At 34.2% G+C, this 20,766-nt stretch carries 14 protein-coding genes and 1 pseudogene; 11 read left to right on the forward strand and 4 right to left on the reverse strand.

The window, feature by feature from the left end; translation table 11 throughout:
* Positions 1–42 precede the first annotated feature (42 nt).
* The 9 genes from deoD (at position 43) to H3U97_RS06420 (ending at position 11,800) form a co-directional block, all read left to right on the forward strand.
* Positions 43–756, forward strand: a complete 714-nt coding sequence (gene deoD / locus H3U97_RS06380; RefSeq protein ID WP_198198544.1) for a purine-nucleoside phosphorylase — start codon at positions 43–45, stop codon at positions 754–756.
* 199 nt (positions 757–955) lie between these two features.
* Complete coding sequence (locus H3U97_RS06385) at positions 956–2,209, forward strand: nucleoside permease (RefSeq protein ID WP_065578321.1); 1,254 nt, start codon at positions 956–958, stop codon at positions 2,207–2,209.
* A 302-nt stretch (positions 2,210–2,511) separates the two neighbouring features.
* Positions 2,512–3,681 carry an adenosine deaminase gene (gene add / locus H3U97_RS06390; RefSeq protein WP_081300009.1) on the forward strand — a complete coding sequence of 390 codons (1,170 nt, stop codon included), beginning with the start codon at positions 2,512–2,514 and terminating at the stop codon, positions 3,679–3,681.
* Between the two features lie 26 nt (positions 3,682–3,707).
* On the forward strand, positions 3,708–5,684 hold the full coding sequence (locus tag H3U97_RS06395; RefSeq protein WP_198198545.1) for a bifunctional 2',3'-cyclic-nucleotide 2'-phosphodiesterase/3'-nucleotidase: 1,977 nt from the start codon (positions 3,708–3,710) through the stop codon (positions 5,682–5,684).
* Positions 5,685–5,712: 28 nt separating this feature from the next.
* The gene (locus tag H3U97_RS06400) at positions 5,713–6,108 is read left to right on the forward strand and encodes a cytidine deaminase (RefSeq protein ID WP_065614178.1); all 396 of its coding nucleotides are present in this window, start codon (positions 5,713–5,715) and stop codon (positions 6,106–6,108) included.
* A 156-nt stretch (positions 6,109–6,264) separates the two neighbouring features.
* Complete coding sequence (locus H3U97_RS06405) at positions 6,265–7,566, forward strand: pyrimidine-nucleoside phosphorylase (protein WP_086354181.1); 1,302 nt, start codon at positions 6,265–6,267, stop codon at positions 7,564–7,566.
* Between the two features lie 29 nt (positions 7,567–7,595).
* On the forward strand, positions 7,596–9,281 hold the full coding sequence (ushA, locus tag H3U97_RS06410; RefSeq protein ID WP_065650921.1) for a bifunctional UDP-sugar hydrolase/5'-nucleotidase UshA: 1,686 nt from the start codon (positions 7,596–7,598) through the stop codon (positions 9,279–9,281).
* 130 nt (positions 9,282–9,411) lie between these two features.
* Positions 9,412–10,959: a YjjI family glycine radical enzyme gene (locus H3U97_RS06415; RefSeq protein WP_198198546.1), complete on the forward strand. Its 1,548-nt coding sequence runs from the start codon at positions 9,412–9,414 to the stop codon at positions 10,957–10,959.
* Positions 10,934–11,800, forward strand: a complete 867-nt coding sequence (locus H3U97_RS06420) for a YjjW family glycine radical enzyme activase (RefSeq protein WP_198198547.1) — start codon at positions 10,934–10,936, stop codon at positions 11,798–11,800. Before H3U97_RS06415 ends, H3U97_RS06420 begins: the two co-directional genes overlap by 26 nt.
* A gap of 212 nt (positions 11,801–12,012) precedes the next feature.
* Here the strand turns inward: H3U97_RS06420 and H3U97_RS06425 are convergent, their stop codons facing one another.
* Entirely contained in the window at positions 12,013–13,497 is a 1,485-nt protein-coding gene (locus H3U97_RS06425) for a hypothetical protein (protein WP_133052212.1), read from the reverse strand.
* Positions 13,498–14,136: 639 nt separating this feature from the next.
* A pseudogene (locus tag H3U97_RS06430) lies at positions 14,137–16,302 on the reverse strand (Tex family protein); the annotation flags it as partial.
* A gap of 44 nt (positions 16,303–16,346) precedes the next feature.
* On the opposite strand from H3U97_RS06430, the gene greB reads away from it, so the two are divergent.
* Both greB and H3U97_RS06440 read left to right on the forward strand, forming a co-directional pair.
* A complete protein-coding gene (greB, locus tag H3U97_RS06435; RefSeq protein WP_198198549.1) occupies positions 16,347–16,832 on the forward strand; it encodes a transcription elongation factor GreB in 486 nt (161 codons plus the stop codon).
* A 92-nt stretch (positions 16,833–16,924) separates the two neighbouring features.
* Positions 16,925–18,025 carry a YcbX family protein gene (locus tag H3U97_RS06440; RefSeq protein ID WP_198198550.1) on the forward strand — a complete coding sequence of 367 codons (1,101 nt, stop codon included), beginning with the start codon at positions 16,925–16,927 and terminating at the stop codon, positions 18,023–18,025.
* A gap of 227 nt (positions 18,026–18,252) precedes the next feature.
* On the opposite strand, the gene H3U97_RS06445 is transcribed toward H3U97_RS06440, so the two are convergent.
* Positions 18,253–18,834: a cell division protein ZapC gene (locus H3U97_RS06445; protein WP_081300010.1), complete on the reverse strand. Its 582-nt coding sequence runs from the start codon at positions 18,832–18,834 to the stop codon at positions 18,253–18,255.
* 293 nt (positions 18,835–19,127) lie between these two features.
* On the reverse strand, positions 19,128–20,606 hold the full coding sequence (ilvC, locus tag H3U97_RS06450) for a ketol-acid reductoisomerase (protein WP_065614117.1): 1,479 nt from the start codon (positions 20,604–20,606) through the stop codon (positions 19,128–19,130).
* Positions 20,607–20,766 lie beyond the last annotated feature (160 nt).

The raw sequence follows: 20,766 nt of genomic DNA on the forward strand, positions 1-20,766 counted from the left end.
TAGTGTAGTAACGTTTTTTTAGTAATAAATCAGGAGATTTAAATGTCTACCCCACATATTAACGCCGCCGATGACGCTTTCGCTCAAACGGTTTTGATGCCGGGCGATCCATTACGAGCTAAGTTTATTGCCGAAACTTTTTTAGAGAATGCTAAAGAAGTTACCAATGTTAGAGGAATGCTAGGTTTTACCGGTGACTATAAAGGAAAGAAAATATCTGTTATGGCGCATGGTATGGGCATTCCATCTTGTTCTATATACACAACTGAACTGATTAAATTTTATGGTGTTAAAAACATCATTCGCATCGGTTCATGTGGCGCCATCAGCCCCGATGTCAATCTTGGTGATGTGGTTATTGGCATGGGTGCCTGCACTGATTCAAAAGTCAATCGGTTACGTTTTAAAGATCATGATTTTGCCGCCATTGCTGATTTCGGTTTAATTTGTAATGCTGTTAATGCAGCGAAACAATTAAATGTGAATGTTAAAGTGGGTAATCTTTTTTCTGCTGATCTATTTTATAGCGTCGAGCCTGATCTTTTCGATATTATGGAAAAATATAATATTCTAGGTGTCGAAATGGAAGCCGCTGGTATTTATGGTGTAGCCGCAGAATACGGAGCTAAAGCATTAGCGATCTGTACAGTTTCAGATCATATTCGCAAAGGCGAAGCTATGTCATCTGAACAGCGCCAGCTGGGTTTTAAAGAGATGATTACAGTCGCTTTAGAGTCGGTATTAGTTAATTCATAATAAATAATGGCAGAATATCTGCCATTTTTTTTGGTTACTCAAAAAAGAGGAACCAAGAATTTTAACATTGACGTTATTATTAACGGTAAATGTTGTTGAGCGTTATAACTAGATTATTAATAGTAATAACAAAATTTTATCTTTATTCATTAATTTTTATCTAATAGGTTAGAAAGATCTCATTTAATAAGGAATCAAAATGAATACCAAGCTACAACTGAAAGTTATATTATTTTTACAATTTTTTATCTGGGGGAGTTGGCTAATTACCTTAGGCTCCTATATGATGATTAAATTAAAATTTACTGGTATTGAAGTTGGCGCCGTATATGGCACCATGGGTATTGCTTCAGTATTTATGCCTAGTCTGCTTGGTATCGTAGCTGATAGATGGATACCTGCTAACCGCTTATATGTGCTTTGCCATTTGATTGGTGCAGTAACCTTATTTATCGCTGCATCTATCACATCGCCATTTTTAATGATGAGTGTGATGCTTATCCATTGTCTTGCATTTATGCCAACCATTGCAATTTCTAATTCAATTTCTTACTCTTGCTTAGAATCACAAGGACTAGACGTTATCGAACAGTTCCCTGCTATTCGAATCTTCGGCACTATCGGTTTTATCGTAGCAATGTGGATGGTTAGCTTTATGCAGTTAGAACTCAGTAATATGCAACTTTATATTGCAGCTGGTAGTTCAGTTTTATTGAGTCTTTATTCATTAACCTTACCTTTAATTGAAGTTGCAAAAAATGATGGCAAAGAAAAGTCTATTATAAGTTCATTAGGTTTAGATGCATTTATATTATTAAAACAACCTAGATTGGCTATCTTCTTTTTATTTGCTGTGTTATTAGGTGGGATTTTACAAATTACTAATACTTTTGGTAATCCGTTTCTACATGACTTCGATAAAGTACCAGAATATGCAGATAGTTTAGTGGTTAAATTCCCATCAGTTTTATTATCTATTTCACAAATTTCAGAAGTCGTATTTATCTTATTTGTACCATTTTTTATGAAAAAACTTGGTATTAAATACGTGATGTTAATAAGTATGTTGGCATGGGTTGCTCGCTTTGGTCTTTTTGCTTACGGCGATCCATCACCATTCGGCTTTGTACTGTTACTGTTATCGATGATTGTTTATGGTTGTGCCTTTGATTTCTATAATATTTCAGGCTCAATGTATGTTGAAAAAACAGTATCACCTAACATCCGTAACAGTGCTCAAGGTTTATTTATGACAATGACTAACGGTATTGGTGCTTATTTAGGTTCAATGATTAGTGGTATTGTTGTTGATCACTATACTTCAGAAGCGGGTATTGATTGGCATAATGTATGGCTTGTCTTTGCAGGTTATTCATTAGTGCTTGCAATTATTTTTGTTTTAATTTTCCAAAATGATACTACTGAGCAAAAAACTGCAACCGTTAGAAACTAACTAAAATAAAATTCAATTAATATTAAAATAAATAGTTGAATCAGGTTATTAGCTAGTAACTTAATAACATCAATAATTAGGCAACCGTTAAATTGTTGCCTAATTCTTAACTAGGCTAAAATGTTACCAGCCTCACATAAATTCGATAAGTCACACAAAATGTATGGAAAATAAGTGTCTTATCAAGGTAGAATAAAATGCTTGTAAAAAGAGTGTCAATTCGGCTTTTGTTACTCTAATCAATTGCTGAAATATGACTATTACAAGTGCCCTATAAGCATAATTGAACAGATTAGAATTAGATGAATAAGCAAATAATCCCAAAAGTTATACTTCATGAGCATGTAGAAGGCAGTATTACTCCCTTTATGGCTAAAAAACTAGCCGATAAAAATCATCTACCTTTTCCTGATTCATTGTGTTATCAAATCGGCGATTATAATGAGATCGAGTATAAAAATGGTCGATATAATTATGATGAATCTGACTTTGTTTCATTTATCCAAACCTATGATACTGTTTCTAATTTTGTGAAAAATCCTGACGATTATTACTTAATTACCTACGATTTTTTAAGTAGAAATGCTAAACAAGGGTTAATTTATTGCGAATTATTTCTGTCACCTTATCATATTTGTGCAACAGAAAACCAAGGTAAAGTTGTTTGGGATCAAGCAAGATTTCAACAAACACTAAATCAAATGGATAAAGCGATTATCGATGTCCAAAAAGAGCATAATATAACGGTACGATATCATGTTATTGGCGTACGCCATCTTGGCGCCGAAGTAGTATACGATACATTGCATTTTATCGAAAATAATCCGCATCCATTTATTACTGGATTTAATATTGCCGGCAATGAAAAAGCTGGGCATTTTGATGATTTTGAAAAAGCTCATCAACTTGCTGAAAAATTAAATTTAAAAAAATCCTACCATGCAGGTGAAATTGATTCGGCTGAAAGTATTATTCAAGCTTTAAAACATGGTGCAAATCGTATCGGGCACGGTATCGCAGCAATTGAAGATGATAGCTTGATTAAACAATTAGTTGATAACGAAATCACGTTAGAAATAGCTCTCACCAGTAATCGTATTTTAGTCAATAATTTACATGGTGATATTCATAATCACCCAATTCGACAACTTTATGATAAAGGGGTAAGAATTACCCTTAATACCGACGATGCTGGTATTTTTGGTACCGATATCGAAAAAGAGTATCAGCTAGCCGAGCAAGCGTTTCATTTTTCACGTTTGGAATTATTTGATATTACCCTTTGTGGAATTGATGCCGCATTCGTTGAGTCTAATGAAAAAACACGTTTATTAAACGAAGTTTTATCTTGTTTTAACAACAATGATAAACGATCTTTACAACAAGCAATTAATACTAACCAGTATCATCCGGCTATTATTGCCAGATTTAAAAAATACCAAGATTTATTATTACAACATGTTAATGGATAACCGTATCAGAAAAATAGGAAATGAATATGAATAAAACTCGACTAACCCTAGGCCTACTTACCCTATTAATTTCTGGAACACTGCAAGCAGCAACGGTTGATTTAAGAATTATTGAAACGACTGATCTGCACGGTAATATGATGAATTACGATTATTTTAAAGATCAGTATATTGATACCTTTGGTTTAGCTAAAACAGCCAATTTAATTCATCAAGCGAGGGAAGAGGTAAAAAATAGCGTATTAGTTGATAATGGTGATCTGATTCAAGGCAGTCCTATGGCTGATTATGCCTTGAATAAGGGACTAAACAAAGGTGATATCCATCCGGTTTATAAAGCTCTGAATACCCTTGATTATGTAGTTGGTAATATCGGTAATCATGAATTTAATTTTGGTTTGGATTTTTTACAAAAAAGTCAGGCTGGGGCAAATTTTCCTTATGTTAATGCCAACGTATATGATGCCAAAACGAATAAACCTTTCTTCAGACAATATATTATTCTAGATAAACCGGTTGTTGATAGAGACGGTAAACAACACATTATTAAAATCGGTTATATTGGTTTTGTACCACCACAAATTATGCAATGGGATAAGCTTAATTTGGAAGGTAAAGTGATTGTTAAAGATATCACTGAAACAGCCAAAAAATTAGTACCAGAAATGAAAAAGCAAGGTGCGGATATCATTGTTGCTATTCCTCATTCAGGTGTTTCTGCGGAACCTTATAAGGCATTAGCTGAAAACTCAGTTTATTATTTAAGTCAAGTTGAAGGTATTAATGCCATTATGTTTGGCCATTCTCATGGCGTATTCCCAAGTGATGATTTTAAATCACTACCTAATACCGATATTAATACCGGAAATATTAACCATATTCCTGCTGTTATGCCAGGACAATGGGGTAGTCATTTAGGTGTAGTCGATTTAGTGATTGAAGGAGACAAATCTAACTGGAAAGTTGTTTCTGGTAAATCAGAAGCCCGCCCTATCTTCGATAGTAAAAATAAAAAAGCACTTGTTGATGCCAATAAAAATATTACCAAAGTATTAAAAGATGATCATGAAGGTACCCGTGAATTTGTTGGTAAACCAATTGGTAAGGTATCAACCGATATCAATAGTTATTTAGCCTTAGTCGAAGATACCTCAGCTTTACAGATTATTAGCGATGCGCAAATTGATTATGTAAAACAATTTGTGCAAGGTGATCCTGATCTAGATGGATTACCAATTTTATCGGCTATTGCACCATTTAAAGCTGGCGGTCGCAAAAATGATCCGACAGCTTATGTTGAGGTAAAAAAAGGAGATTTGACATTTAGGAATGCAGCCGATATCTATCTTTATCCAAATATTTTATCTGCCGTAAAAATTACTGGAAAAGAGGTTAAAGAGTGGTTGGAATGTTCAGCAGGTGTTTATAATCAAATTGACATTAATTCATCAACACCACAATATTTAATCAATTGGGATAAGTTTAGAACTTATAATTTTGATACTATTGATGGCGTAAGTTATGAAATTGATATCACTAAACCAGCCCGTTACGATGGTAGTTGTCAATTAATTAACCCTGAATCAGAACGTATTGTAAATTTAACCTATCAACAAAAACCAATTGATCCAAATCAAGCATTTTTAATTGCTACCAATAACTATCGTGCTTATACCGGCGCATTTCCTGGTACCGGTGGAAAAAATGTTAAATTTAATTCACCTGATGATTTAAGAGTTATTCTTTCAGCTTACATAACTAATCACACTAAAAAGCATGGACAAGTTAATGTAACTGTTGATAATAACTGGCGAATTGCACCAATTACCAGCCAAACTAATTTGGATATTCGTTTTGAATCTTCACCAACTGATGAAGCTAAAACTTATATTGAAACACATTCATTATATCCAACTAAGTTTGTTGAAAAAGATAATTTAGGCTTTGGTGTCTATCAACTTAATTTACAAGCACCAACAAATTTACAGCCTAAAAACCAATAACATCTTGATGACGACAAGGATTATGACTATGCAAATTGAAAAATTAATCGAACTAGCAAAAACAGCACGTTCTAAAGCTTATGTACCCTATTCTAAATTTCAAGTAGGTGCGGTATTAATTACCGAAGATGATGAAGCAATTTTAGGTTGTAATATTGAAAATGCTTCCTATGGACTTGCTAACTGTGCTGAAAGAACAGCGATTTTTAAGGCAGTATCAGAAGGAAAGAAAAAATTCAAAAAATTGGTTGTGATTGGTGATACTGAAGGGCCTATCTCACCTTGTGGTGCTTGTCGTCAAGTAATCAGTGAGTTTTGTGCTAAAGATATGCCAGTTATTTTGACCAATATGCAAGGCAAAATCCAAGAAACCACTGTTGGAGAATTGTTACCTTGGTCATTTTCACCGAGTGATTTAGATTAGATTAGATTTATTATTGAACTATGTAATTTAGCAATATTGAAAAATAAAAAAAGCGATTGATGATAATTAACCAAGATTAGCACAATCATCAATCCAAATTTTGGATGAGAAGAATATAATCCTAATTTGCTTTATAGATATTAAGAGAGATGTGTAATGAGATTTGTAGATATTATTGAAAAAAAACGTGATGGCAATGCTCTAACAACCGAAGAGATTCAATTTTTTATAACCAACTATACCAATGGTTCTATTCCTGATTATCAAGTCAGTGCCCTACTGATGGCGATTTATTATCAAGGTATGACTTCAAAAGAGTGTGCTGACTTAACTAGTGCGATGATGTATTCAGGTGATACCGTTGACCTATCCTCAATTAAAGGTATTAAAGTCGATAAGCATTCAACAGGTGGTGTGGGCGATACAACTACCTTAGTATTAGCACCATTAGTTGCAGCATTAGATATTCCAGTAGCTAAAATGTCCGGTCGTGGATTAGGCCATACTGGCGGAACGACAGATAAATTTGAAACCGTACCTGGTTTTAAAATTGAATTAGATAAACAAGAATTTATCGATCAAGTTAATCAAAAAGGTGTCGCTGTCATTGGTCAATCTGGCAACTTAACCCCTGCTGATAAAAAACTTTATTCATTACGTGACGTAACAGGTACGGTTAACTCTATTCCTCTTATTGCTAGCTCAATTATGAGTAAAAAACTTGCAGCTGGTGCAGATGCTATTGTTTTAGATGTTAAAACTGGTGACGGTGCTTTAATGAAAAGCATGGAAGACTCAGAAAAATTAGCTCATGAAATGGTCAATATTGGTAATCAAATTGGTCGTAGGACTATGGCGATTATCTCTGATATGTCTCAACCGTTAGGCTATGCTATTGGTAATGCATTAGAAGTTAAAGAAGCCATAGATACTTTAAATGGCCATGGCCCTGCTGATTTAACTGAACTCGTTTTAACGCTTGGCAGTCAAATGGTGGTATTAGCCAATAAAGCTAAAACATTAGATGAAGCAAGAGAAAAACTACAAGAAGTGATTAAAAATGGTAAGGCTATTGAAAAATTTAAAACGCTAATTGAGGCTCAAGGTGGTGATAGTTCGGTGGTTGATCATCCGGAAAAATTAGCTAATGCTCCTTACCAAATTGATTTACCAGCGCAAAAAGCAGGTTATGTATCACGGATTATTGCAGACCAAATTGGTATTGCTGCGATGCAACTGGGGGCAGGTCGAGCAACTAAAGAAGATGTTATCGATCCTGCGGTTGGTATCGTACTACATAAAAAAGTCGGCGATAAAGTTGAAGTAGGTGAAGCACTGTTAACTATTCACGCAAGTAGTGATCGTATTGATACAATAAAACAAAAACTGTATGACAATATTACTATTAGTGATAGCGCTGAACAGCCACAATTAATTTTTAAAGTAATTACGGAATAGCTTTAATAAATACGGATTCAGGAGGCATCATGCATCGTTTAAAATTAAACAAAAAACTGTCACTACTTGTTATTTTAAGTCTGTTTTCAGTCAATTCATTCGCAGCTGTTGCTACCAAACAGTCTACAGCACCTGCTTGGGAAAAAGACAAGTCCTACTCTTTTACTATTTTACATACTAACGATCATCATGGCCGTTTTTGGCAAAATGATATTGGTGAATATGGTTTAGCAGCACAAAAAACTGTTGTTGACCAAATAAGAAAAGAAGTAGCAGAAAAAGGCGGAAAATTACTTTTACTTTCTGGCGGTGACATTAATACTGGTGTTCCTGAATCTGATGTGTTACAAGCAAAACCCGATTTTGTCGGTATGAATGAGGTTGGCTATGATGCAATGGCAGTAGGTAACCACGAATTTGATCATCCGTTAGCAATTATTCGTGAACAACAAAAATGGGCTCATTTTCCATTTTTATCAGCAAATACTTACTTCAAAAATACCGATAATCGTGTTTTTGATGCCTATAAAATATTTGATTTAAATGGTATTAAAGTTGCAGTATTTGGTTTAACCACTGATGACACTATTTTCCTTGCTTCGCCTAAAAATACCGATGGTGTTGAATTTCGTAAAACACTACCAGAAGCGGAGAAAGTCATTAGCCAAATTAAAAGCAATGAACGTCCAGATATGATTATTGCGGTTACTCATATGGGGCATTATGAAAATGGTGAGCATGGTTCAATGGCTCCAGGTGATGTTGAACTAGCCCGAGGATTAAAAGCTGGTGAACTAGATATGATTGTCGGTGGCCACTCGCAAAACCCAGTATGTATGGCTAGCCCTAACAAACGTATTACCGAATATGTCCCAGGAACACCTTGTGCTCCAGATCAACAAAATGGTACGTGGATTGTTCAAGCTCATGAATGGGGAAAATATGTTGGTCGTGCTGACTTCGTATTCTTAAACGGTAAAATTACCCTCAAAAATTATCAGTTAATTCCAATTAATTTGAAAAAAGAAGTTGATAACGGTAACGATACCAAGCGTCTTGAATATTACACCAGTGAAATCGAACAGGATAAAAAACTGTTGGAAACACTAAAACCTTATCAAGAACAAGGTAAACAACAATTACTCATTAAAAGTGGTGAGTTAACCGGCCGTTTAGAGGGCGACCGTAACGTAGTTAGATATCAACAAAGTAATATGGGGCAATTATTACTTAGTGCCTTTATTGAAAAGACGAATGCCGATATTGGTATTATGTCTGGTGGTATGATTCGTGACTCACTTATAGAAGGCGATATTACTTATCGTGATATTTTGAAAGTTGAGCCTTTTGGTAATAGTGTTGTTTACTTTGAATTAACCGGCAGTGAATTAATCGATTATCTTAAAGTTGCATTAGGCAAAAAACAGGGTTCAGGTGGTTATACTCATTTAAAAAATATTAGCCTAACTAAAACTGGCGATACTATCAGCGACATCAAAATTAATAATGAACCAATTGATTTGCAAAAATCATATCGAATTGCAACATTAGACTTTTTAGCCGCTGGTGGAGATGGTTACCCTATCGTCAACAACTCGCCAACTTATGTAGATACAGGTTATCGAGATGCCGATGCAGTAAAACAATATTTTGAAGCACATTCACCAATTAATGCAGCCGATTATCAACCGTCTAACCTTATTTTAGAAAAATAATTTTACGGTTTAAAACAGAAATATAAAAACTAATAGCACTGATAATCATAATTCTCAGTGCTAATAATTAAATGATTAGTCATAAAGATTTAATTTTTGCTCTCAGCATATAGGTAATATAGAGGTATTTATGAACATGACAGAATTTCAAAAGAATTGTTACGATATAGTGACCGATGCCAATTTGTCACCTAAACAAAAAGCGAACCTTCTCGCATTAGCCGCAGAAAATAATTTACCTTATGTTGATTTAGATAGTGAAACACAAAATGCGCTCAATGAACGGGTAATTTGTGATATGTACGAAGGACATGCACCGTATAAACCTCGTTATGTATTACCGGATTATGCAAAATTTCTTAAGCAAGGATCGGAATATTTAGAACTTGAACCAGCAAAAAACTTTGATGATGCATTAAATATGTTAACCATTGCTTATCATCATGTTCCTTCTGTCACTGGTATGCCGGTTTATTTAGGCTGTTTAGATCAAGTATTACTTCCTTATGTTGGCAATTTAACAGAAGAAGAACTCTATCCGCGATTAAAACGTTTTTGGATTATGTTAGATCGTAATCTTCCTGACGCCTTTATGCATGCCAACATTGGTCCAACTGATAATGTGATCTGCCGAGTGATATTACGTGTCGATCGTGAACTTAAACAAGTTGCACCTAATTTAACCTTTATTTATGACGAAAATATCACACCAGAATCTTTACTTAACACCGCAATTGAGAACATTTGCCACACAGCCAAACCACATATTGCTAATAATATGATGATTAAAAAGGATTTTGATGAAAAAGGTTATGGTGTTGTGAGTTGTTATAACTCTCTTCCTGTTGCTGGTGGTGGTAGCACTTTATCAAGAATCAATTTAAAAGAGGTTGCGTTAAAAAGTAAAAGCATCACTGACTTTTTACAAAATACTTTACCTTATTATTGCCAATTGCAATTAAATTTGATCAAAGCAAGATCAGAATTTCTTTATGAAAAATCTAATTTCTTCCAAAATAGTTTTTTAGTGAAGGAAGGATTAATTGACGCTACCCGATTTGCACCAATGTTCGGTATTTATGCCATGGCTGAAGCAGTCAATATTCTCCAAGAAAAATCTAACTTAGCCGGTCGTTATGGCGTCGATGAAGATGCTAATCAACTGGCCACCACTATTTCTCAACAATTAGCCGACTTTATTGATAACCATAAAATTAAGCATGCATGGCAAGGTAAAGCAATGTTACATGCTCAATCTGGCATCAGTTCAGATAGAGGCGCTACGCCAGGTTTACGTATTCCTTATGGACATGAACCGGATCCAGTTACTCATATTATGGCACTATTTAAACACCATAAATATTATACTTCTGGCATTAGTGATATTTTAACCATTGATGAAACGATTAAAAATAACCCATTAGCCTTAGTACAGATTTGTAAGGCGGCATTTAAATTTGGTTTTCGTGAATTTACCGCTAATATCAGTGGTAATGATCTGGTACGTGTAACTGGCTATATGGTGAGATTATCAGATATCAAAAAATACAAACAAGAGGGATCGCGAATTAATACCACCTTTTTAGGTAGTGAAGCGGCCGAAGATACTGAAAATAACAGCTACCTATGCCGAACACCTCGGGTAATCAGTCATGAACAAGTCATGGGCAATCGTTAATAAACTGTTACCCTTTTCTTGTGTTGATGGACCGGGAAACCGGTTAGTCATCTTTTTACAAGGCTGTAATTTCAAATGTTTAAATTGCCACAATCCTTATACCATTTCACGGTGTAAGGATTGTGGTGATTGCGTTACTACCTGTCCACATCAAGCGTTAACATTTATCAATAACAAAGTGATTTGGCGATCTTCAAATTGCCAGCAATGTGATACCTGTATTAATACCTGTAATTATCAATCCACACCAATGACCTATAACTACAATGTTGAAGATATTCTACTCGAAATTCGTAAATACTTACCTTTTCTAAATGGCATTACAATTAGCGGTGGTGAAGCGACATTACAATTACCTTTTATTAAAAAATTATTTCAAGCAATTAAACAAGCAGATGATTTAAAACACCTGACTTGTTTTATTGATAGTAATGGTTACTTAGCAAAAACTGGCTGGCAAAAAGTTGAAAGAGTCATGGATGGTGCGATGATCGATCTGAAAGCTTGGGATACTCAAGTGCATAAAAAACTTACTGGTCGGGATAATGATCGCGTCAAACAGACCATTGAATATCTTGCCCAAATAGAAAAACTGCATGAAGTCCGGTTTTTAGTGATTCCTGCGCATACTGATTTGCAAAACAGTGCTAAACAACTTGCTGATTTTCTAATAAGACTCAATCCACAAATTAAAGTCAGAATTAATGCTTTTCATAATCATGGTGTACATGGCATAGCCAAAACATGGCCAGCGGCTACACAACAGCAAATCGAATCTTTTGCTGCTAAATTAAAACATTATGGATTACAGAATATTATTTTGCCGAGTGTATATTTGTAATATTTTGAAAACAAGATCATAAACGAAGCGACTAGTGGCAATAGCTATCTACCTTAAAAGGTCTACAAGCTCAAAAAATTGAAGTTTTTCGTTTGGCTATAATATTAAGAATATATTAGAGTAATAAATTTATTTAACTAAAACGCATCAAAAGAAGTTTCATTACAAAATATTAGCAATTTTGTAATGAAACATAAAATATCGCAAAATTATCAGTACTTAACACACATAGTAAAAGCGGAATCTGGCTCTACAATAACATTACCTTCAACAGAACCAATACTATAACGCCTTGTCCAACCATTGTTATCTTTTAATTGCGACAATTCGTAAGTGAAATAAAAGTCATAAGCAACAAAGTGTTTTAAAGAATCCGTTATATCTGCCATCATATCTCTTCCTGAATTATCAATACCATTAGGCGCATATGGATACAGTTTTCCCCACTCGGATATTAATCCTTCACCGATAGCTCTTTTATAACCGTTTTGAGGTATATACCAATTTTCATTATTTGTTACACCAGTAGCTAAAAATGAATTGGTTAATTCGGCTCTAGATGGTAATCGGTCGTTATTAGCAGTGCACAACCTTTCAGCGGTATTATAATCTACCCAATTTAACTGTTGTTGGTATATATACATCCAATGATTTAATGAAAAACGATAATAAAACTGAGCTTTAGTCTGATTATTCTTTACCAATATTATAAATTGATCATCTTTTGCGGGAGCATTGTCAGTAAATTTAAATTCACTTTTTGAATCTGGATTTGAACTCCTTGCAGTACTTATTAAAGCACCATTAGGATTTTTAACTAATGTATAAGTATAATTAGATATTGCATTTACGGGTACAATTCTAAATCTTGCTTCAGGAAATGCAGTAGTAGGGAAATGATGACCTGTTGAATCAGTAGCTGAAGCTTTAAATCCTGAATGTAAAACAAATTGATCTGGATTGTAAGCATCTGTACGATTGATAGTATCTGCACCGTACGACAACCAATTATCCGTTTCGCTCCAACCACCTTTTGCAATTATGGCTAATACCCCTGGTCTAATATAACAAATACCATCGTTAGCTTTTACGGTAAATGTTTTTGAAATTTCTTTAGGCTGAGATTCGGCGGGATTACCATACTGAGTTTTAGCAGAAATACTAAAAGTAAGTTTTAGTGTTGAATCACCTTTATAAGTAGCTGAATTACAAATATTACTACCTAATGGAGCTGTTGAATCAGAAGGAATTATATTATTATTACTATCACGCCATTCAGCTGTTACACTATCCACTTTAAAATTATTGCTACTTCCCAAATAATCACCGTCAATATCAATAATATCATCATTAGTCATAGTCGAAAAATCAACATCAAACGAATACATACTTGGTGAAGTATCAAAGGCAACTGATATTTGATTAGATGAACCAGGAGTAATAACTAGAGGATCACTGTTTGGTACCTGCAATTTTAGTTGAATACCATTAAGCGCTTTTGTACCACCTGACACTTGAATCTCAGGAGCATTACCATGAATATACATTTGCGTAGTCACGGAGAATGATAAAATTGCAAATAGATTATTGGAAAAAATCAATAACATTAATAGAAATAATCTCTTTTTGAAAAATAATTTCAAAGAAATTTTTTTTAAAACAACAGTACAATTATTCATCGCTACTCCTCTACTCATAAACTTCTCCGCCTATCCGAATAAGATTATTGATTTGAAGCATTAGTGAATTAACAATTTTTATAAGTTGTTCAAAAATTGTTACCCGTTAATATCAGAGCTAAGACAATTAAAATCGTTATTTTTCTAACAGAAATTCATCCATATCTAATACACGGCTCGAACAAAATAATTTGACTACAACAATTTGATTGTTGTTTAAGACTTAAATCGTAACATCCTAAATTTTAAAACTTGTAAAATAAGAACATCAGACAAAATTTGGAAAAGCTAAAAAGGTAAGACTCAATAAAGAAACTGAATTTGAAAACAGTTAATAATTAATTCAAATTCAGTAGTAGCATTATTATATATGATTATACTTTGATAAGGGAATAGTAAAAAAAATTATTTTCCGTTTATTAATACTAATTCATTGAAGAATTTAAAATTAAAGATACTAATTAAGTTATATCTCAATAATCAAAAAGGGGATAAATCCCCTCTTTTTATTTTGATATATAATTACTTGCCTTTTTTAAATGCCGCAGCAAATGCATTCCCCATAGCACTGTTAGTCAGCGTGGCAGCAGATTGATTTTTATTAGATACCTTATTGTTAGCCGATCTGCTACTATCAAGTTTCGGCGTAGCTGTATCATCTAAACGCATTGATAAAGCAATACGTTTTCGGGCAATATCAACTTCTATTACTTTCACTTTAACAATATCGCCTGCTTTTACTATGCTTCGCGGATCATCAACAAATCGATCTGATAATGCTGAAATATGAACTAGACCATCTTGATGCACACCGATATCCACAAAAGCGCCAAAATTAGTTACATTAGTTACCGCTCCTTCCATAATCATGCCAATTTTTAAATCTTCCATTGTTTCAATATTATCGGCAAATTGTGCGGTTTTAAATTCTGGCCGAGGATCGCGCCCTGGTTTATCTAATTCTTTAATAATATCCGTTACTGTCGGTACACCAAAATGGTCATCCACATAATCGATAGCTTTTAGTGATTTAAGATAATTCGAATCACCTAAAATGTCTTTTAAGGCTTTATGATTTTTTTCTAAAATCCTTTCAACAACAGGATAGGCTTCCGGATGAACGGCTGATGCATCAAGCGGATTTGCACCTTCCATAATTCTTAAAAAGCCAGCACATTGTTCAAAAGCTTTGGGACCTAATCGTGGCACTTTTAATAATTGTTTTCTATCGGCAAATTTACCGTTTTCGTTACGCCAATCGACAATATTTTGAGCAATTACTTTATTAAGGCCGGCAATACGTGCAAGTAGCATCATTGAAGCGGTATTTAAGTTAACCCCTACCGCATTAACCCCATCTTCAACCACCGCATCAAGTTTTTTCGCAAGTTGAGTTTGACTTACATCATGTTGATATTGACCAACACCTATCGATTTTGGATCAATTTTCACTAATTCAGCTAATGGATCTTGCAAACGTCGCGCAATGGAAACCGCCCCCCGAATTGATACATCTAAATCAGGAAACTCTTGTGCCGCAAGTTCTGAAGCCGAATAAACTGAAGCCCCGGCTTCACTGACAATCACTTTCTGACCTTTTACTTCTGGATATTTTTTCTGCACATCAAGATAAAAACGTTCAGTCTCTCGTGAAGCAGTACCATTACCGATTGCGACAAGTTCAACTTGATATTTTATACATAACGCAGCAACAACCATTGCCGCTTTATCCGCCTGACCGGTATGAGGATAGATAGTTTCTGTTGCGACTAATTTTCCGGTGGCATCAACAACGGCAATTTTAACACCAGTTCGCAAACCTGGATCCATCCCCATGGTGACTTTCATGCCCGCCGGTGCCGCCATTAACATATCGTGTAGATTAGCGGCGAAAACATTAATAGCTTCTTCTTCGGCTCGTTCTCGCAGCGTAGTCATAAGTTCAGTTTCCATGTGCATTAAGATTTTAATGCGCCATGTCCAATTGATCACAGCTTTTCGCCATTTGTCGGCTAATTGATCATTAAATCTAATGCCTAAATGTTCGGTGATAATCTGCTCACAATAGCTTTCTTTAGGTGCTTCTTCATATTGAGGATCTGCATTTAAAGAAAGTTGTAAAAATCCTTCATTTCGACCACGAAACATGGCTAAGGCCCGATGTGAAGGCACTTTTGAAATAAGTTCACTTTGAGCAAAATAATCTCTAAATTTAGCGCCCTCTTCTTCTTTACCGGCAATAACTTGAGAAACAAGGTGGGCATTATTCCAAAGATAATGACGAACCTTAGCTAGTAAAGTTGCATCTTCAGCAAAACGCTCCATTAAAATATAACGCGCACCATCTAATGCAGATTTAGTATCAGTAATACCTTTATCAGTATTAATATATTTTTCTGCTTCTGCTTCTGGATTGAGATCTGGGCGTTGCCATAAATCATCAGCAAGTGGTTCAAGACCTGCTTCGATTGCAATTTGCCCACGAGTACGACGTTTTGGCTTATAAGGGAGATAGAGATCTTCTAATTCGGTCTTACTAAGGGTATTGGTAATTTTTTGGCTTAATTCAGAGGTTAATTTACCTTGTTCCTCAATTGATTTTAAAATCGTTAGTTTACGATCTTCAAGTTCTCGCAAATAACTTAAACGACTATCTAAAGTACGTAACTGGGTATCATCTAATCCTCCCGTTACCTCTTTACGATACCGAGCAATAAATGGCACGGTGCTTCCATCGTCTAATAATTGAATGGCTGCTAAAACTTGTTCTGGTTTTACGGTTAATTCACCCGCTATAATATGGCTTATTTGATTATTTATCATGGTATCTCTGTATATCTTGTCGATTAACGGAATTTATATTCATCATGCAAAAAGCTAATTATATAACAAGAGAGGGCTACTTGGCACTCGATCGTGAACTGAAATATTTATGGAAAGAAGAAAGACCAAGAGTTACCCAAGCGGTATCTGATGCGGCCGCACTCGGCGATCGTAGTGAGAATGCCGAATATATCTATGGAAAAAGACGACTAAGAGAAATTGATAGACGTGTACGATTCTTGACTAAACGCTTAGAGATCTTAAAAATTGTCGATCCTGATCCGCGTCAAGAGGGTAAGGTTTTTTTTGGCGCATGGGTCAAATTAGAAGATGAATTTGGAGAATTGCACATTTATCGTATTGTTGGTGCTGATGAATTTGATCCGAAAAAAAATTGGATATCAATTAATAGTCCTGTTGCTAGAGCGTTAATAGGTCATAAAATTGACGATGAAATATCAGTTGTAACACCTAATGGTAAAACGTATTACGTTATTGTTGATATCAGTTATCAAAAATTAGATGATTAAGTAAATTAAAATAATTTACCATATTTATTCTGCTACTATGAGAAATTGGCTATATAATTTTATTTAATAATAAATTTAAATTTTTAAACATAATGATCAAAGTTAACCAACTATTTATCTATCCGATTAAATCAATGCAAGGTATTGCATTAACAGTAGCCAATAGTATTAATGGTGGTTTTGAACATGACCGCGTTTTGATGTTAAGTGAACCTGATGGCACTTTTATTACGGCTAGACAATATCCAGAACTGTTGAAACTAAAAACCACATTACACAACAATCAGATAGCGGTTTCGCTGCCAACTAACGAATCAATAATTATTGATTTTGATGAGTTTTCATTAAGCAATGAAGCCACAGAGGTCTGGGGAAATCACTTCACTTCCCATATTGCACCAATAAAAGTTAATCAATTTTTTAGTAATATTCTCGAAAAAGATGTACAAATACGCTGGATAGGTAAACATCTAACCAGAAAAACTAAACGCTATCCTGATGTACCGGTAAGCTTTGCTGATGGTTATCCTTATTTATTATTAAATCAAGCTTCATTCAATTATCTGGAACAACAGTGCTCGGAAAAATTAGATATTCGCCAATTTCGTGGCAATATTATTATTGATGGAGCTATTCCGTTTGCTGAAGATGGCTGGAAAACGATTAAAATAGGCGAAGTAATTTTTGATATTGTTAAACCTTGTACTCGTTGTGTATTAACCACATTCAATATCAATTCAGCCAAAGCATTACCTAATAATGAACCATTGAGAACTTTAAGTTACTTTAGAGCGGATCGAGAAGGTAAAATCGATTTCGGCATGAATATGATTGCTCGCAATCATGGCACTGTATCTATTGGTGATAAAATTGAGATAATTGAGCGGCAACCAGCTAAAAATTACATAAAAAACTTCCCTAGACAAGCAACAAAAGACTCTCAACCGTGTACAATTACATTCGAAGATAAAAAAATTGTTGGTAATAATCAGCAAACAATTTTAGAACAACTCGAACAACATCATATTTCACTACCTAATTCTTGTCGAGCCGGAGTTTGTGGCCGCTGCTCAGTATTATTAAAAAAAGGCAATGTAGAATCATTAACTCAATCAGCGGTAAAACAAAATAAACGTATTCTTGCTTGTAGTTGTATACCAAAAGGTGATATCACTATAGAACTAGCAAAATGAGAAATTTATTAAAATTAAAATATAGATAAAAGGTTATTATGGATGTTTAGAAAGTTATTTTTTTATTTATATTTCTGTGTTCGCACTCTACAACTGTACTTTCTTTGAATCATTATAAAATGCGATTTAAGCTTTTTTCAATAATATTAAATTGATACTAAGATTACCATGTTACAAATGAATAAATGAGTAGAGGTAGCTACTCATTTAAAATAAAATTATTTTAATTAAGAAATAGCTTTTAATTCTAATTGTTCATGCTCAGAACCTATTGAATTTTCTGTTTCTACTAGTGTGTTAACTAAAGCTAATCTGTCATTCATCACTTTGATTGCTTCTGAAAAGTAAAAGGTTTTGTTCATCGCTATAAACGTTGGTTGAGCAATAATACAAAGTGAGGCGTTCTCACCCGCTTCAACCACCAATAAACATATTTGTTGGCCAGTTTCTTGCATATTTACAGTAACAATATCTGCCACTTTAGGCTGGTAGAGCATTGGCTGTTGAGAAAAATACCAGCTTTTAGGCATTTGTGGCTTTAAAAAGTTTGCGGCAACAATTGCATTAATGGATAATTCAATTTTTTGTGAGTCAGTTAACGCCAATGATTGACAGCTATCATAAAACTGGTAGTAAGCCGTTGCATCATCAACTGAAAAAGAAAACTCATTAAATACATCTGGGATTAATATTTTGCTAGCATAATTACAACGAAATAGCATTTCAGATGAAATTTCAAGCATTAAACTGTCATATTCATTATCAAAATACCAACGCCAGCTATCTGTTGGTCGAAAAGCCATTTTCATTGATATTTCATCCTTTCAAATTGAACTAAATTTGAACAAAATATACCATAATTTATATAAAAAATAAATAAAAATTTAAAATAAAAAAATTTTAATTATTTAATTTTTAAAAATTTTATTGCAATTCATCAAAGATCCAAATGATCTAAGTTAGATCCAAATATAGATCTTAATGATCCTTTCGGATCAAATTTAATTTGCACAGAAATAGTAAGTTCATATAATTGTAATTAACAAATTTTTAGCATAAAAAAAGGTGCTATTTAGCACCTTTTAGTAATCAGTTGATAAAATTAACTTGCAACATTAATACGTTTCATATCAGTCATATAGCTACGAAGTTTACGTCCAATAACTTCGATTGGATGATGACGAATAGCCTCGTTAACATCACGTAATTGCGCATTATCAACACTGCCTTCAGGAATTGCTTTTCCTAAATCACCTGCTTGTAACATTGGCATAAATTTCTCTTTTAATAATGGTACAGCAGCATTGGCAAATAAATAGTTACCATATTCAGCGGTATCTGAAATAACAACATTCATTTCATATAGTCGTTTACGGGCAATAGTATTTGCAATAAGTGGTAACTCATGTAATGATTCATAATAAGCTGATTCAGGTAAAATGCCAGATTCAAGCATTGTTTCAAAGGCAAGTTCAACACCAGCTTTAACCATAGCAACCATTACAACACCTTGATCGAAATAAGCTTGTTCATCAATCTTACCTTGATATTCTGCCGCTTTTTCAAATGCAGTTTCACCAGTTTCTTTACGCCATTTCAATAAATTAACATCATCATTAGCCCAATCTTTCATCATAGTAGATGAAAACTCACCAGAAATGATGTCATCCATATGTTTACGATAAAGATCAGTCATGATCACTTTTAATTCTTTAGCTAATGCATTAGCACGTAATTTAGCTGGATTTGATAAACGATCCATCATTAAGGTAATACCACCTTGTTTTAATGCTTCAGTGATCGTTTCCCAACCAAATTGCAATAATTTACACGCATATGCAGGATCTACGCCATCAGCGACCAATTTATCGAAGCAAAGTAATGATCCAGTTTGTAACATTCCACATAAAATAGTTTGTTCACCCATTAGATCTGATTTAACTTCAGCAACAAAAGAGGATTGTAAAACACCGGCACGATGACCACCTGTTGCAGCCGCCCATGCTTTAGCAATTGCTAGACCTTCGCCTTTCGGATCATTTTCTGGATGCACAGCAATCAAGGTTGGGACGCCAAATCCACGTTTATATTCTTCACGAACTTCTGTTCCTGGGCATTTTGGCGCAACCATAACAACAGTAATATCAGGACGGATTTTTTCACCAACTTCAACGATATTAAAACCATGTGAATAACCTAATGCCGCATCTTTTTTCATTAATGGTTGTACAGCTTGTACTACAGCAGAATGTTGTTTATCAGGAGTAAGGTTGATAACCAAATCAGCTGTTGGAATTAATTCTTCATAAGTTCCTACTTTAAAACCATTTTCAGTAGCTTTTTTCCATGATGCTCTTTTTTCATCAATAGCTTCTTTACGTAGTGCATAAGCGATATCTAAACCAGAATCACGCATATTTAGCCCTTGGTTAAGACCTTGTGCACCACAACCTACGATGACAATTTTTTTGCCTTTTAAAAAATTAGCTTCTGATGCAAATTCATCACGCGCCATAAAACGACATTGACCTAATTGTTCTAATTTTTCGCGTAAATTTAGTGTATTAAAATAATTTGACATTATTCTCTCCATGAGTTGAGTTACTTATAATCAAGTTGTAAGAACTATACCGTAAAAGCATAATTGCGGAAATTGATATATTTAAAATATTATGTTGCATAAATTGCAACATACTTGCTAAGTTAACTACTTTCTTTTACTCTAAGCCACCCCAAATCAC

It is taken from the genome of Gilliamella sp. W8128 (genome assembly GCF_016100545.1).
GTDB classification, from domain to species: Bacteria; Pseudomonadota; Gammaproteobacteria; order Enterobacterales; family Orbaceae; genus Gilliamella; species Gilliamella apis.

Bases quoted from the DNA above. Each gene is read 5' to 3' on its own strand.
- H3U97_RS06405 (WP_086354181.1), top strand. From the start codon at position 6,265: ATGAGATTTGTAGATATTATTGAAAAAAAACGTGATGGCAATGCTCTA.
- greB (WP_198198549.1), top strand. From the start codon at position 16,347: ATGCAAAAAGCTAATTATATAACAAGAGAGGGCTACTTGGCACTCGAT.
- H3U97_RS06400 (WP_065614178.1), top strand. From the start codon at position 5,713: ATGCAAATTGAAAAATTAATCGAACTAGCAAAAACAGCACGTTCTAAA.
- ilvC (WP_065614117.1), bottom strand. From the start codon at position 20,606: ATGTCAAATTATTTTAATACACTAAATTTACGCGAAAAATTAGAACAA.
- H3U97_RS06445 (WP_081300010.1), bottom strand. From the start codon at position 18,834: ATGAAAATGGCTTTTCGACCAACAGATAGCTGGCGTTGGTATTTTGAT.
- H3U97_RS06385 (WP_065578321.1), top strand. From the start codon at position 956: ATGAATACCAAGCTACAACTGAAAGTTATATTATTTTTACAATTTTTT.
- H3U97_RS06425 (WP_133052212.1), bottom strand. From the start codon at position 13,497: ATGAGTAGAGGAGTAGCGATGAATAATTGTACTGTTGTTTTAAAAAAA.
- H3U97_RS06395 (WP_198198545.1), top strand. From the start codon at position 3,708: ATGAATAAAACTCGACTAACCCTAGGCCTACTTACCCTATTAATTTCT.
- ushA (WP_065650921.1), top strand. From the start codon at position 7,596: ATGCATCGTTTAAAATTAAACAAAAAACTGTCACTACTTGTTATTTTA.
- H3U97_RS06415 (WP_198198546.1), top strand. From the start codon at position 9,412: ATGAACATGACAGAATTTCAAAAGAATTGTTACGATATAGTGACCGAT.
- H3U97_RS06420 (WP_198198547.1), top strand. From the start codon at position 10,934: ATGAACAAGTCATGGGCAATCGTTAATAAACTGTTACCCTTTTCTTGT.
- H3U97_RS06440 (WP_198198550.1), top strand. From the start codon at position 16,925: ATGATCAAAGTTAACCAACTATTTATCTATCCGATTAAATCAATGCAA.
- deoD (WP_198198544.1), top strand. From the start codon at position 43: ATGTCTACCCCACATATTAACGCCGCCGATGACGCTTTCGCTCAAACG.
- add (WP_081300009.1), top strand. From the start codon at position 2,512: ATGAATAAGCAAATAATCCCAAAAGTTATACTTCATGAGCATGTAGAA.